Raw genomic sequence first — 14,196 nt, forward strand, 5'->3', positions numbered from 1 at the left:
GCATTTCGCCGGCACGCACATCACAACGTCACACGCACGGAGAAAAAATTTGGCCAACTCATCCGCAATTCCATCGGCGAACCGCCGCCAGTTGCTCGCAGCAGGCGCAGGTGCGGCCGTAGCCGCTATCGCAGCGCCGGGCGTCGCGCTAGCGGCAACGGCCGGCGGCAGCAGCCATGCGGGCAATTCTTCTCACTCAAAGCACGGAGAGCGACACACCATGAACACGGTCACGACCAAGGACGGCACGCGCATTTTCTTCAAGGACTGGGGTTCGGGTAAGCCGGTCGTCTTTTCGCACGGCTGGCCGCTCGATGCGGACGCATGGGACGCACAGATGCTGTTCCTCGTGCAGAAAGGCTACCGTGTGATCGCTCATGACCGCCGTGGCCATGGCCGCTCGGACCAGCCGTCGCACGGCAACGACATGGACACCTACGCGGACGATCTGGCCGCCGTGATCGAGGCGCTCGACCTGAAGGAAGCCACGCTCGTCGGCCATTCGACGGGCGGTGGCGAGGTCGCTCACTACATTGGCCGCCACGGCACGTCGCGCGTTGCCAAGGCCGTGCTGATCCGCGCCGTGCCGCCGATCATGGTCAAGACGGAAGCGAATCCGAACGGCTTGCCGATGTCCGTGTTCGACGGCATTCGCGCGAACGTGGCGGCGAACCGCTCGCAGTTCTACAAGGACCTGGCGGTGCCGTTCTACGGCTTCAATCGTCCGAACGCGAAAATTTCGCAAGGCACGATCGACGAATTCTGGCGCGAAGGCATGCTCGGCTCGATCAAAGGCCAGTATGAGTGCATCAAGCAATTCTCCGAGGTCGACTACACCGCGGACCTGAAGAAGATCGACGTGCCCACGCTGATCCTTCACGGCGACGACGACCAGATCGTGCCGATCGACGACTCGGCCCGTCTGTCGGCCAAGCTCGTGAAGAATGCGACGCTGAAGGTCTATGCCGGCGCACCGCACGGCATGTGCACGACGCAAGCGGACAAGGTCAACGCCGACCTGCTCGAATTCCTGCAGAGCTAAACCTGGCGGGCGCGCCGCGTTCCAGCGGCGCCCCCCTGCTTTTCCCTTCGCGTCTGCATTCTTTTGACGCAGATTGCCGCCGCGCGAAGCGCCGATGCGATCGACTCCGAACTGCGAGGCCGATTAATCGAAGCGTCACGAATACATGAATGCCGCGACGCGAATCCACCGAGCGAAAATCCGTTACGGCAATATGTCGATCGAAAAATAAATCGCGTTGCTTTTTGAGCGTCGGCGATTTGTGATAAGCAGCAAAGCTCCGGGGGTCGCGGCTCACGTAATTCTTATGATGTTTGATGCTTATTATTTGAGCGGACATTATTTTATCGACGTTTCCCAACCTCGGGAAAACCCGGCATAATGACAAATAACTTACAAATGATAATTTTTGAGTAACGACTAACGGCAGTTGAGGCGCTGCGACGACCCGAGGTGACGAACATGTTCAACGATATTCATGCATCCGCCGCCACGGCCGCACGTCCTAAAGACTCCCTCGGGTGTCTGTCGAGTCAGCTGCGCCAGGACCTCGAACTCGACACCGGCGAATTCAAGTTTTACCGCAAATGCACGTTGGGCAGCGACACGAGTCCCGTCACAATGGACGGCTCGGGCCGCGGTTTTCTGATCGGCGTATCGCTGCAAACAGGACACCGCCGGCGCATCTATTCGCAACATCGCTGGGTCACGCACGAGTTCGAGCGCGACTGCGTCTACGTCCGCGATTTCGCCGACGACTACCGCGCCGAACTGCTTGGCGGCTTCGACTTCGTGCTGATCGAACTGTCGCGCAATTTTGTTAGTGACGCCTGCCACGAGCGCGGCGGCAGCGGCCTTGCGCGCATCGCAACGGTTGCGGGCCGCAAAGATCCGGTGCTCGGGCATCTCGCGCAGGTGCTCGCGCTCACGCTCAATGCGCAAAGCGAGGCAAGTCCGCTTTTCATCGAACAACTCGGCGTGACCATCGGCACGCATCTGCTTGATCGCTACGGCGAGGCCTCGCGTCGGTCGAACCGCAACAACCGGGGCCTGTCCGCGTTGCAGGAAGCCCGCGCAAAAGAGATGCTGCTCGCCAGATCTCAGGGCAATGTGTCCATTGAAGAGATCGCCAGTGCGTGCAATCTGTCGCGCAGTTACTTCATTCAAGCATTTCGCGAGACCACGCAGCGCACGCCGCATCAATGGCTACTGGAGCGGCGTATCGACCAGGCTCGTGAGCTTCTCAAGCACTCGAACCATTCGCTTTCGGAGATCGGCATGGCTTGCGGCTTTTCCGATCAAAGCCATTTCACGCGCACGTTTTCGCAGCTCGTCGGCATGCCGCCAGGACATTGGCGTCGTGAGGCTTGCCGATAGACGGTCAGCGATTTCGACACCACCCGTTTTTCACGGTGCGCAGCCCATGCAAATGGACTTTCGTACAAAGCATCGCACTAACCGACAAGACTCGCACGATTTGATACGGTAACTTCTGTCTTGTCGTACTGCAGGTTCTTCTCACCAAGCACGTTGTCCCGGAAGTTGAAAACGACATGATTGAACTAGGCCGCTTTCAAATCGATCTGGAACTGCGCACCTTATGGCGTGACGGCGAACGTGTGCCGCTCGGCTCGCGCGCCTTCGAGATTCTCGCAATGGTCGTCAAGGCCGGTGGACGCCTCGTCACGAAAGACGAGTTGATGGACGCCGTATGGCCGGACACCATCGTCGAAGAAAATAATATTCAGGTGCATTTGTCTGCACTGCGCAAGATTCTCGGCGCGGATCGCGATCTGATTCTGACCGTGCCTGGCCGCGGCTATCAACTCGTGCAACGGCATCGAGCCGCCAGCGCCACAACGCCGCCAATGCCTTTGCCTGCTGGGCGCCCTCTTCCGCCTCCGCGCATGCCACTCGTGGGGCGCGACGCGGCCATCGCTCAAATCCGCTCGATGCTCGAACACACGCGCGTGCTGACGCTAGCCGGCGCCGGGGGCATCGGCAAGACGAGCCTCGCTATTGAAGCAGCCCGTCATGCCGCCGCAGATTTCGCGGAGCCCGTGTGGTTCGTTGAACTGGCCACGCTCGGCACGCGCGACGAAGTGCTGGCCGCCACCGCGCAAGGCTGCGGGTTGCCGGTCGAACACGGGACACCGGGCCTCGCGCAAATCGCCTTGGTGCTGGCAGACCAGCGCCGTCTGCTCGTGCTCGATAACGCCGAACACGTGGTCGAGCACGTCGCTGAAATGGTCGAGGCATTGGTCGCTGCCAACGCGAATTTGCGAGTGCTCGTAACGAGCCGCGAGCCGTTGCGCATCATGGCCGAAGCGATTCTGCGGGTCGAGCCGCTCGACGTCCCGCAGCCTGGCTGCCTTGACGCGCAGATTCTGGAGCAATCCGCTGTCAGCCTGTTTTTGCTGCGCGCCAACTCGCTGCAGCGCGAAGTCGCCGCGGATAGCGCGGAACTGCGGCTCGTCGGCGAAATATGCCGGCGTCTGGACGGCATTCCGCTTGCGCTGGAACTGGCGGCGGCGCGCGTGGTGACGCTCGGCGTGGTCGGTGTGCATCAACGGCTCGACGACCGCATGGCGATACTCGCGGGCGGCTATCGTACGGCGTTGCCGCGCCACCAGACCTTGCGCGCGACGTTCGACTGGAGCTTCGCGCTGCTCGATTCGGATTCGCAAGCGCTTTTCAGACGAACCGCGGTATTCGGCGGCGTCTTCAGCTTTGAAGCGATGTGCGCGGTCGCATGCGACGCGTCGCTGACGGTGGCCGATGCGATCAGCGCGATCAGCGAACTGCTTGCCAAGTCGCTCGTGAATGTTGAGTTCGACGGCCCCGTGGCGCGCTACCGTCTGCTGGAATCGACGCGTGCGTATGCGCTCGAAAAGCTGCAGGCCGAAGGCGAGCGGCAGGACATGGCCTTGCGCCACGCGCGCTATCTCTCGCAATGTTTCATGGCACACACGGCGCAAACGGTGGGTGGCAACGCGGATAGCGCCGCGGCCCTCAGGCACACGTTCGACGACGCACGCAACGCAGACGACTGGGCGTTTTCCGCCGACGGCGATGTGCACCTGGGTATCGAACTCGCATCGAATCTCACGGGTGCGCTGCTCGACAATGGAATGATCGCGGAATGCTGTGAGCGCGCAAGCCGCGCGGTCGATGCATTGGACACGCTGCCCGCCGGCAGCGTCGATGCGCTCGGCGAGATGCGCGTACGCGCGGCATTGGCTTCCGCGCTGCCGCACGTGCGCGGCTCGGTGTCGACGTCTGAGCAGTTGTGGCGCAATGTCCTCAAGCTCGCGACCGAACACGGTGACGCAGCATTTCAGGCGCGCTCGCTCTGGGGCTTGTGGACCACCATGATTTCGAGCGGCAACATCGACGAGTCGATGCAGTTCGCGAAGCGCTTGCGGCAGCTCGCACACGCTCGCGCGAACCCGTGGCAGGAAACGCTGGCCGATCAGATTGTCGCGATTTCGCTGCATTGCCTCGGCCGACACGCCGAGGCGAAAGCCGAACTGCTGCGCACGCGCGACCGCTTTGCAGAACTCGAATACAGCGGACAGCGCGACAACACGATTGCCGTCCATCCGCTTGTTTACTGCAACGGCACGCTCGCGCGCATTGCGTGGCTCGAAGGACATTGTGGCGAGGCGATGAAGCTCGTCGATACGCTCGTCGGCCTCGTGCGTCCCGACATCATGGAGCCGTTGCTCACGCACACGCTCGGCGCCTCGGCTGCGCCGCTCGCGCTGATGTGCGGCGACCTCAAGCGCGGCGCGGTGTATCTGGAGATCATGCGCTCGCAGGCGGCGCTGCATGGCCTCGATGTCTGGCGCGACTACTGCAACTGTCTGTGCGCGTATCGCGACATTCTCGGCGGCGACCAGCAGCGCGGCATCGCGCTGCTGGAAACCTCGCTCAACGCGCTGATCGAGCGTGGTTTCCGGCGCCTCATCACGCTCTTCATCAGCGCCTATGCCGAGGCGCTCGTGGCCGCCGGACGGATCGACGAAGCGTCGCGCCGGCTCACCGATACGCTGCAGTTTTGCGAGACCAACGGCGAGATGGTGTTCGCGCCCGAACTGTGGCACGTGCTCGGAGTCGCCGCGCACGCGCAGCGCAAGCTCGCCGACGCCGAATCCTGCTTCGTCAAGGCAATCGACATGGCGCGTTCACAGGGCGCGAGAATGTGGGAACTGCGCGCGTCGCTGGCACTGGCCGGCTTGCGGCAGGAAGACGGTCGCGCTGCCGAAGCACTGCAGATGCTCGAACGCATGGCGCTGTATTTCGATGCGCCGTCGAACGCAACCGACGTGCAGCGACTGTTCGATACGCTCGCAACGATGCGCGGCACGAAACACAAGAATGCTGCGCCAGTAGTCACGGTGAATTCCGCGCCGACCGATTCGCCCAGGCGGGGCGCGCGCAAGACGGGCGGGAGCCTTGCACGCGTGGACTAGCCGATGCGTGGCAGATGCCGGTTTATTACGGTATCCGTAACATCTGCCATTACGCCGCGCCATCCTTTTGAGCCGAGGTTTCGGGCTTCAAATCGTCGGGCGCGGATGCGTCGGCCGCCGCAGCATCGCGCTTCGTGGTCAGCACGGCGGGCATCGACGGATTCTCTGGCTGCGTATAGCGTTCCTGCACTGCAGCCTTGATTCGTGCGAGGCTCCCGGCTGCATCGAGCGAAGTGTCCTGCTCGATCTGCCGCGCCTGCGCTGCGAGATCCGGGTCGCCGATTTCCTTTTCGAACCATCGCGAATAGTCGCCCTGCTCGCGGTGATACTGCCACGTGGCGGCGTCGACGCCCTCCGCGATCTCCACGAACAGCACCAGGTTGTGCGCGCGCAGATTCAATGCACGTTCGGGCCCGCGGAAATAGAAACTGCGCTCGGGAATCAACAGCCCTTCCGCGTATTTTCGCCGATGCCTGAGCCGGTGCTTCGTGCCCGGTTCCAGCCGGATCACACCTTCGGGCGCAGGCTCGGTAAGGCGCCATAGCAGCGCCTCGCCAGGTTGCAGCTGCGTTTGGCCCAGCATGTCGTCGACGTTCGGCACAGTGCGATCCGTCGCCTTTGCGAGGTCCTGCACGGCCTTGCCCGCGCTCGGACCCATTGCGAGCATCAGATTCACCTGGCGCAGGAACGCGCCGTCGAGTTGCTGCGGAGACACCGTGATCGCAAGCGCGGTCGCAAGCGTCTGCGGAATTGTCTGGCTGGCCCCTGCCCATCCAGCGGGAAACAGATGATGCGCCTCGTCGAACACGAGCCAATGCGGCCGCCCGGTTCGCACGCGCAACTGTTGCACTTCGAGCAGTAACGACGCGCAGAACGCGGGCCGCTCGGGCAGCGGCACGCGCAGCAGATTGACGGCCACCGCAGCGCGCGGAGGACGCAGCAGCAACTGCACGACTTCCTCGATCAGCGGGGCGGTGTGCGCATCGCCGACCACGATCGTGTCTTCGTCGTTCTGGTAGTCGCCTTCCGGATCGATGATGCACAACTGCTGGTGCATGCCCGCCAACCGTTCAAGCAGGCCGGCGCAGGCCGTCGACTTGCCGCACCCCGATTCACCGGCGAGCAGCGCTACCGTGCCATGCGCCGCGCAATACTGGTCGGCCGGCTCGCCGCCGTCGCGCGCGTGTCCAACAAGGACGCGACTGCGCGGCGTCATGCTCGCCCGTTCGCGCAAGTCGTCCTTTACCAGCGCGTCGACCAGTTCGGCGACACCCGCGCCCGCCGCCTGGCTCGTGATCATGTCGGCGCGCTCCTTCAGGGCCGGCAGAGCATTGGCAACCGCCACCGAAAAACCGCACGCGTCGAGCAGCGCATGATCGTTCTCGGCGTCGCCTACTCCCGCCACATTGAACGCCGACAACGCCAGTTCGCTTAGCGCCTCCTGCAAACCGCTTGCTTTCGATATGCCCGGCGAGACGATCATGACCGCCTCGCCGTTGAAGATGATCTGCAAGCCGAGTCCGAGGTCCCGAATCGCGGCGAGCGCGATCTGCTCGGCGGGCTTCATCGTCGCGATGAGCGTTTCGCTGACGCTGAAATGATGCAGGCCGCGACGCCTCAGTTCATCGACGAAAACGGGCGGCGGTGGCGGCGCGAGGAGCCGCCGTGTACCCGTCGACGGCGTGTACAACACACCGCCGTTTTCCGCGACCACCCGCGAGAACATGTCGAGCCGTGGGCAGACGGCGAGCAGGTCGTCCATCTCCCTGCCGCTCACGAGGATCGCCTGGCGGCCCGAGGCGCGCAGGCGGTCGAGCGCGTCCCACGTTGCGTCGGCGACGCGTCCGTCGGATGCGAGGGTGTTGTCGTAGTCGGTCGCAATGGCAAGAAATCGCATGAAAGACGCTCCGTAGTCCTGTTTCGCTGTTTCGCTGTTTCGTTTCGGCTTGCTTCAGTCGTTCTGCCCGGATTGCGCGTCGCGAGTGCCGCGCAGCATCGCTTCGTAAATGCGCGAGTACTGATCGACCATCCGCTCGACGGTGAAGCGGCGCTCGAATGCCGCCCGGCATGCAGCGCGCTCGATCGTGTCGATCTCCGCGAGCGCGGCCACTGCTTCGTCGACGGAATCGACGAGGAAACCGGTCACGCCGTGTTCGACTATTTCCGGCGCGGCGCCGTTGTTGAACGCGATCACGGGCGTGCCGCAGGCGAGCGCTTCGATCATCACAAGGCCGAATGGCTCGGGCCAGTCGATGGGGAACAGTAACGCGCGTGCCTGCCCGAGAAAGTCGTTTTTGCGCGCGTCGTCCACTTCCCCGCAGTACTCGACGTGCGGCAACTCGAAGAGGCTCGCAATTTCCTGCTCGAAATACTCGCGGTCATCGTGGGCAATTTTGGCGGCGATGCGTAACGGCAGGCCCGCGCGCCGCGCGATTTCTATTGCGCGGTCGGGCCGCTTGGCGGGCGAGATGCGACCGAGAAACGCCACGTAATCGCCTGGCTCTTCATGAAAGCGCAGCAGATCGGCGGGCAAGCCATGATGGACGGTCGCGCGCCAGTCGAGCCACGGAAGCGGCGCGCGCTGCGCCTCGGAAATCGACACCACCGGCATGTCGGCAAACTGGTGGTACAGCGCGCTCAAGCCGGGTACGTCGAGTCGCCAGTGCAAGGTGGTCAGCGACGCGCATCCCAATCGCCGTGCAAACGGAAAGCTCGTGTAGTCGGTGTGAAAATGGACGAGGTCGAAGTCATCCGCGCGCCGTACCACTTCCTCGAGCATCGCGAAGTGAAACGCCTGCGCGTCGGCCGTATCTTCAATCAGGCGAATCGCACAATCGCTGCCCGAGACGAGTCGTGCCCGGGTGCGGGAATCGCCGGTTGCAAACAGCGTGACGTCGTGGCCAAGGGAGACAAGGCCGTCCACCAGCCATGCCACCACCCTCTCGACGCCGCCATAAGCGACGGGCGGCACCCGCTCGTACAACGGTGACACCTGGGCGATGCGCATGCGTTGCTCCGCTCGACGAACGATGCGTAGCGCGCCGCATCGCGCATGCCCGGCAATGTCGCGTGTGAGCCGCCGCGATTGTCGTCGTTGGAAGATTGTCGTCGTTGGAAAAATGTACCGGTCGGCGATGAAATTTAAACGTTGTGGCGGGTGAGGCGCGGCTAGGCGATCGGGCCGCTGTAGCCGTCGGCGGGCGACGCGGGCTCCACTCGCTCGACATGCTCGTCGATCCAGTCCGTCGCCCGTTCGCGCGCGAACTCGATCGCCTCATGCTCGTCGACGAAATCGCGATGAAACTCCATATCGTGCGTATCGTCGCTCGAACTCACGGCGCCTTCCGTCACTTCGATCCTCGCCTGCGCGACAATCGCGCCGTCGTCGACGCCTGCCGTGACGTGAACGATGCAGCCTCCATATTCGAAGTCCATGATGTCTTCTCCCGCGTGTAGTGGTTGTGCCGCGCTAGCCGCGCTTCGCGCTGCCGTTGCCGCGCGTCTTCGCGGAGGTGCTGGGCTGCGCGGTGTCCAATGTTTCCGCGCTCTCGTCGTCGATTGCTTCCGCCGCGCGTCGGCCCTTGCCCGACTGTTCCGCCGCAACCGGCGGCTCGGCGTCGCCCGCGTCGCCTTCCGCTTCGATCTGTGCCTGCGCGCGCAGCCAGTAATCGTCGGGCCGCCCTTCGGGCGAGCCGTCGCTCTCCCACAACTCATACGCGCGCTTGCGAATTCGATCCTCTACTGTCGGTTCGACCGGTAAGCCTGACATTGCTATCTCCATGCGGGTTGTGAGTCGGGGTTGTGAGTCGGGGGGTGTGAGTCCACCCACGCGCGCCACGCGGCGGCCGCGCCCGTGACGCAGCAAAGCACGTTCCCATGAGTTAAACGGTGAGGTTCGACGCCGCGAGTCGCAGATGCTCGCAAACACTCGCCAGGATTCACACCGACTCGCGCGCTTGCGCGCTCGCCGTAGCACCGGCCAGTTGTTATAATTCTTTCAGCAGTTCTGATTCAAATATAACGCCGCTCACACTGCCCACGCGCCAGGATTCCCATGCCGAAACCCGATCGCCTTCGCGCTCTCGCCGATGCCTTGACGAGGCAAAACGTGATGCGTCTGCGGGACGCCGCGGCTTTGCTGGGCGTGTCCGAAATGACGGTGCGCCGCGACATCGCGGCCAACTCGGATCGCTTCACGTATCTCGGCGGCTACATCGTCAGCGCGACCGACGTGCCGAACAACGCCGGCTATTCGCTCGAACAGGAAAAGGACCACTTCGCGCAGGCCAAGGCGGAGGCGTCGTCGATCGCCGCGGGGCTTATCGGCAACAACGAAACGCTTTTTATCGACTGCGGCACGACGCTCACCACGCTCGCGCGGCTCATTCCGCCCGAGCGGCATGTCACAGTGGTCTGCTATTCGTTGAACGTGGCGGAGATTTTGCGGCGCAAACCGAATGTGCGGATGATCCTGCTAGGCGGCGTGTACGTGCCTTCGTCGGATTCGTTTGCAGGCGAGGAAAGCCTGGAGATGCTGCGCCGCATGGGCATCAACAAGGCGTTTATTTCAGCAGGCGGCGTGGACCCCGCGCGCGGAGTCACGTGCTGGAATTTTCACGAAGTCGCGTTGAAGCAGGCCGCAATGGCGAGCGCCGTCGAACGGCACCTTGTGGTGGACATGAGCAAGTTCGGCGTCGTCAAGGCCGTGCGGTTCTCGCAGGTGGACGACTTCGATTCGATCATCACCGAGCGCGGCCAGGAGCACCGCAAGCGCAGATAGCGCACACGTTACGTCTCGTTATGCGTCCGCTGCGTTTTCACTTGCGTTCTCACTTACAGCGCTGCGCTTCGATACATGAAAAGCGCAGCGCGTGTCCAGCCAAAGACGCTCAGCGCTTGCGTTGCAACGCGAAGAGCGTCCCGGCAAGCAGAATAAACGCGCCGATAATCACCTTTTGCCAGGTGCTCGGTACGCCGACGAGAATCAGCACGCTCTTGATGAGCGTGACCAGCACCACACCTAGCAGCGTTCCCACCACCGTACCCGTGCCGCCCGTAATGCGGGCGCCGCCGAGAATGACTGCGGCGATCACGTCGAGTTCGGAGCCCACCAGATCGAACGGATTCGCGAGGCGGTTGTTCGACACGTGCAGAATGCCCGCGATGCCCGCGAGCATGCCTGTATAACCGAACACGAACAGATGGATCGCGCGCAGGTTGTAGCCGAGCCGCTCGGCGATCGCGAGCGAGCCGCCCATCGCATAGACGGCGCGGCCCATCATCGTGCGATTCAGCAGCCACCATGTGACAACCGCCGCCGCGACCAGCGCCAGGACCGACACGGGCAGTACCGCGCGCAAGCCGTCCGCGGTGTGATAGAAAAACAGCGGAATTCGTCCGAATCGATCCATGCTGTGCGGAATGTTCATGAAGAACGTCGTGCCGATGAACGTCAGCAAAAGCCCGCGATACAGATATTGCGTGCCGATCGTGACGATCAGCGAAGGCGCCTTCAGCCGATGCACGAGCAGCCCGTTCACCATGCCGAGCACGACGCCGCCGAGCGCCCCGGTGACGAGGATCAGTGCGAACGGCGCGTCCGGCCACCAGGCGAACACGGCTTTCGTGATGCCGTACATGGTCAGTGCGGCGATCGCGGTGAACGACACGTCGATGCCGCCCGATGCGAGCACGACGAGCGTGCCGAGCGCGAACAGCGACATCGTGGTCGCCGAATGCAGCAGGTCGAACAGCGTTGCGAACTGGAAAAATCGTGGATTGATTGCGCCGACGATCAGGCACGTCACCACGATCAGCGCAACGGTAAACCACTCGGGGTTGCGCGCGAGCCGCGTGCGCAACCCTGGCGCTTCGACGCTCGGCGCGATTTCGACGACGGTGGGAGTGGTCATGGTCTGCTTCATTGGCGATGCGCTGGGCGGGTCGGTGCGCGGATCGGTGCGCGACGGGATGCGCGAGTTCATGGCGGTTGACGTCCTCTATGCCGCTTCGGAAAGCAGCGCGTGATACAGATCGGCTTCGCTTAGTTCGTCGGCACGATATTCGGCGGACACGTGGCCCTTCTTCATCATCAGAATGCGGTCGCAGTTCTGGAGAAGTTCGGGCAAGTCGTCGCTGATCAGAATGATGCCTATACCGCGTTGCGACAGCCGCTGCATGATCCGGTAAATGATGTCCTTGGAGCCCACGTCCACGCCCACCGTCGGTCCATGCAGAATCAGCACGCGCGGGTCGATGGCGAGCCAGCGGCCGATCAGCACGCGTTGCTGGTTGCCGCCCGATAGTGACTGCACCGGTTTGTCGACGCCAGGCGTTGCGATCTGCAACTCCTTCACGGTCTGTTCGGCGAGTGCTTGAGCGCGCGTGCGGTCGATCTGGCCGAAGCGGTCGCGCAGGCTCGAAATCATCGCGGTGATCACGTTGTCGCGAATCGGCTTGTCGAGAAAAAGGCCCTCGTTCAAGCGGTCTTCGGGCACATAGCCGATGCGATGGCGCTTCGCGTCGGAAGGCGTGCGCAGCGCGATTTGCTGCCCGTCGAGCAGCACGTCGCCCGATTGCGCCGGTGCGACGCCCGCCAGCGCGCGCGCAAGCTCGTTGCGCCCGGAATCGAGCAGCCCGGTCACGCCGAGAATCTCGCCGCCGTGCAGCTTGAAAGAGACGTCGCTGAACTGCCCCGCGCGCGTGAAGCCGCGCACGTCGAGCACGATGTCCTGCGCATGCGCGCTCTCGCGGTAACGTTCATTCGACAGATGGCGGCCCGTCATCAGTTCGCTGATCTGCGCCTTGGTGAACTCGGCAATGGGCCCTTGTGCCATTTTTTGTCCGTCGCGCAGCACGATCACTTCGCCGCCGATCGCGTAGCACTCGTCGAGCTTGTGACTCACGAACAGCACCGTCACGCCTTGCGCGCGGAGGTTCGCGAGCACTGCGATCAGATTGTCGACTTCTTTTTGCGTGAGCGACGTAGTGGGCTCGTCCATGATGACGAACTTCGCCTCGCTCGCAATCGCGCGGGCAATGGCGACTAGCTGGCGCGTCGCAAGCGGCAATTGCTCGATCAGCGTCGATTGAAACTCGCTGTTGCCGGGCAGGCCCACGGCTTCGAGCGCGCGTGCGGCGGTGGCGGCGAGTACGCGGCGATCGAAGGTACGCGCGAGCCGTCCTTCGTGTGTCGCAAGCTCCGACGTGAGCGCGACGTTTTCGGCAACGCTCATGTTGGGCAGCAGCGAGAGATCCTGATATACGGTTTCGATGCCGGCGGCGAGCGCTTCGAGCGCGGACAGCCGCGCGTGCGGCACGCCTTCGATAACGAGTTGGCCCTCGTCCGGCGGTTGCGCGCCGGAAATGATCTTGATCAGCGTGCTCTTGCCGCAGCCGTTTTCGCCGAGCAGGTGATAGATCTGCCCGCGCTGGAAAGAGAGACTCACGCCACGCAATGCATGTACGCCGGTAAAGCGCTTATGCACGCCGACCACTTCCAGGAAAGGTTGCGACAACGGCGCGGAAGATACTTCTTGTTGATTCATGATGATCGGTCGCGGTGCCGGGGCGCGCCCACCGGACGCGCCCCGAAGTGAACAACGGAATCAGAACGGATACTGCTTGTAGTTCGACTTGTCGACATTCACCCAGCCCTGGCCGCGCACGATGATGCCCTTGCCCGGGCCCTTCGCGACCGTCACCTTCGTGTAGCCAGGAATGCCGAGATCCGCGCCGTTCTCCACGGTCTTGCCGTCCACCAGCATCTTCGCGACCTTGTTCATCGCAATGCCGGCGAGCTTGGGATCCCAGAACGCAATGCCGTTGATCGCGCCGCTTTCGAGGAACTTGCCGGCCTCGGTCGGCAGACCCGTACCGTAGACGCAGATCTTGCCCTGCATGCCCGCTTCTTCGACCGCACGGCCAATGCCGATCACGTCCAGCGACGACGACCCCTGGAAGCCCTTCAGGTCCGGATGCTTGCGCAGTACTTCTTTTGCGACTTCATAGGCGCGCTCGCCGTCGTTGTTGGTTTCGAGTTTCGGCTCGACCAGATTCATCTTCGCGTATTTGGCCTTCGCGTTGCCGATGCCGCCGTCGGCCCATTGGACCTGCGAGCGGCTACCGAGCGAGCCGACCAGCACGGCCCACTTGCCCTCGTTGTGCATGCACGAAGCAAGGCGTTCGTTCAGACCGGCGCCATAAGCGGTGTTGTCGAAGGCTTCGATGTCGACCATCGTGTTCTTCGCGTTGTCCGCTTCATGCGTGACCACCTTGATGCCGCGATCCATCGCCTTCTTCAGCGCCGGTTCGAGCGTCGGCGGATCGTAGGGGACAACGGCGATCGCGTTCACTTTTTTCGCGATCAGGTCTTCGATGATCTTCAGTTGCTGTGCCGCGTCCGCCCGGCCTGGGCCCGTCTGATACGCGGTCACGCCGGGGTTGTCCTTCGCGAACTCCTTGACGCCTTCGTCCATCCGGTTGAACCAGTTGATACCCGTCACCTTGACGACCGTGACAATCGTCTCGTTGGTCGCGGCCTGCGCCGCGGCGATCACGCCCACCGTAAGAGCGGCTGCTGCGAGCGCGGCGCCCAGTCGAGTCAATTTCATGCAAAGTCTCCTTTATCGTTCGATGTCGCCCGTGCTGGCCGTGTCAGCCGTCGCGAACAGGCAGGGCAACCTGTCCGCCTTTACCGAA

The 14,196-nt window shown here is 63.0% G+C and carries 11 protein-coding genes; 4 read left to right on the plus strand and 7 right to left on the minus strand.

Annotated elements, in window-relative coordinates:
• Positions 1–220: 220 nt before the first annotated feature.
• The 3 genes from H281_RS0105735 to H281_RS0105745 all read left to right on the plus strand — a co-directional run bounded on the left by H281_RS0105735 (position 221) and on the right by H281_RS0105745 (position 5,496).
• Positions 221–1,042: an alpha/beta fold hydrolase gene (locus H281_RS0105735; RefSeq protein WP_020066123.1), complete on the plus strand. Its 822-nt coding sequence runs from the start codon at positions 221–223 to the stop codon at positions 1,040–1,042.
• Between the two features lie 441 nt (positions 1,043–1,483).
• A complete protein-coding gene (locus H281_RS0105740; RefSeq protein WP_020066124.1) occupies positions 1,484–2,398 on the plus strand; it encodes a helix-turn-helix transcriptional regulator in 915 nt (304 codons plus the stop codon).
• 176 nt (positions 2,399–2,574) lie between these two features.
• Positions 2,575–5,496, plus strand: a complete 2,922-nt coding sequence (locus H281_RS0105745) for an ATP-binding protein (RefSeq protein WP_020066125.1) — start codon at positions 2,575–2,577, stop codon at positions 5,494–5,496.
• A gap of 49 nt (positions 5,497–5,545) precedes the next feature.
• Here H281_RS0105745 and H281_RS0105750 read toward each other — a convergent pair whose 3' ends face one another.
• The 4 genes from H281_RS0105750 to H281_RS0105765 form a co-directional block, all read right to left on the minus strand.
• A complete protein-coding gene (locus tag H281_RS0105750; RefSeq protein ID WP_020066126.1) occupies positions 5,546–7,393 on the minus strand; it encodes an HAD hydrolase family protein in 1,848 nt (615 codons plus the stop codon).
• A gap of 54 nt (positions 7,394–7,447) precedes the next feature.
• Positions 7,448–8,503, minus strand: a complete 1,056-nt coding sequence (locus H281_RS0105755) for a glycosyltransferase family 4 protein (protein WP_020066127.1) — start codon at positions 8,501–8,503, stop codon at positions 7,448–7,450.
• Between the two features lie 161 nt (positions 8,504–8,664).
• A complete protein-coding gene (locus H281_RS0105760) occupies positions 8,665–8,931 on the minus strand; it encodes a hypothetical protein (RefSeq protein ID WP_020066128.1) in 267 nt (88 codons plus the stop codon).
• 34 nt (positions 8,932–8,965) lie between these two features.
• On the minus strand, positions 8,966–9,265 hold the full coding sequence (locus H281_RS0105765) for a DUF2934 domain-containing protein (protein ID WP_020066129.1): 300 nt from the start codon (positions 9,263–9,265) through the stop codon (positions 8,966–8,968).
• A 285-nt stretch (positions 9,266–9,550) separates the two neighbouring features.
• Here H281_RS0105765 and H281_RS0105770 point away from each other — a divergent pair, with 285 nt between their 5' ends.
• Positions 9,551–10,276, plus strand: a complete 726-nt coding sequence (locus H281_RS0105770; protein WP_020066130.1) for a DeoR/GlpR family DNA-binding transcription regulator — start codon at positions 9,551–9,553, stop codon at positions 10,274–10,276.
• A gap of 109 nt (positions 10,277–10,385) precedes the next feature.
• Here H281_RS0105770 and H281_RS0105775 read toward each other — a convergent pair whose 3' ends face one another.
• The 3 genes from H281_RS0105775 to H281_RS0105785 form a co-directional block, all read right to left on the minus strand.
• Entirely contained in the window at positions 10,386–11,420 is a 1,035-nt protein-coding gene (locus tag H281_RS0105775; RefSeq protein ID WP_087754723.1) for an ABC transporter permease, read from the minus strand.
• Positions 11,421–11,495: 75 nt separating this feature from the next.
• On the minus strand, positions 11,496–13,043 hold the full coding sequence (locus H281_RS0105780; RefSeq protein WP_020066132.1) for a sugar ABC transporter ATP-binding protein: 1,548 nt from the start codon (positions 13,041–13,043) through the stop codon (positions 11,496–11,498).
• A 60-nt stretch (positions 13,044–13,103) separates the two neighbouring features.
• Positions 13,104–14,108 (minus strand): autoinducer 2 ABC transporter substrate-binding protein, encoded by a 1,005-nt coding sequence (locus H281_RS0105785; protein WP_020066133.1) that lies wholly within the window; start codon positions 14,106–14,108, stop codon positions 13,104–13,106.
• Between the last annotated feature and the right edge of the window lie 88 nt (positions 14,109–14,196).

The organism is Paraburkholderia caledonica (assembly GCF_000383275.1).
Taxonomy (GTDB): Bacteria; Pseudomonadota; Gammaproteobacteria; order Burkholderiales; family Burkholderiaceae; genus Paraburkholderia; species Paraburkholderia caledonica.

Coding starts and splice junctions, on each gene's coding strand:
- H281_RS0105765 (WP_020066129.1), bottom strand. CDS start 9,265: ATGTCAGGCTTACCGGTCGAACCGACAGTAGAGGATCGAATTCGCAAG.
- H281_RS0105780 (WP_020066132.1), bottom strand. CDS start 13,043: ATGAATCAACAAGAAGTATCTTCCGCGCCGTTGTCGCAACCTTTCCTG.
- H281_RS0105740 (WP_020066124.1), top strand. CDS start 1,484: ATGTTCAACGATATTCATGCATCCGCCGCCACGGCCGCACGTCCTAAA.
- H281_RS0105750 (WP_020066126.1), bottom strand. CDS start 7,393: ATGCGATTTCTTGCCATTGCGACCGACTACGACAACACCCTCGCATCC.
- H281_RS0105760 (WP_020066128.1), bottom strand. CDS start 8,931: ATGGACTTCGAATATGGAGGCTGCATCGTTCACGTCACGGCAGGCGTC.
- H281_RS0105755 (WP_020066127.1), bottom strand. CDS start 8,503: ATGCGCATCGCCCAGGTGTCACCGTTGTACGAGCGGGTGCCGCCCGTC.
- H281_RS0105770 (WP_020066130.1), top strand. CDS start 9,551: ATGCCGAAACCCGATCGCCTTCGCGCTCTCGCCGATGCCTTGACGAGG.
- H281_RS0105745 (WP_020066125.1), top strand. CDS start 2,575: ATGATTGAACTAGGCCGCTTTCAAATCGATCTGGAACTGCGCACCTTA.
- H281_RS0105785 (WP_020066133.1), bottom strand. CDS start 14,108: ATGAAATTGACTCGACTGGGCGCCGCGCTCGCAGCAGCCGCTCTTACG.
- H281_RS0105775 (WP_087754723.1), bottom strand. CDS start 11,420: ATGAAGCAGACCATGACCACTCCCACCGTCGTCGAAATCGCGCCGAGC.
- H281_RS0105735 (WP_020066123.1), top strand. CDS start 221: ATGAACACGGTCACGACCAAGGACGGCACGCGCATTTTCTTCAAGGAC.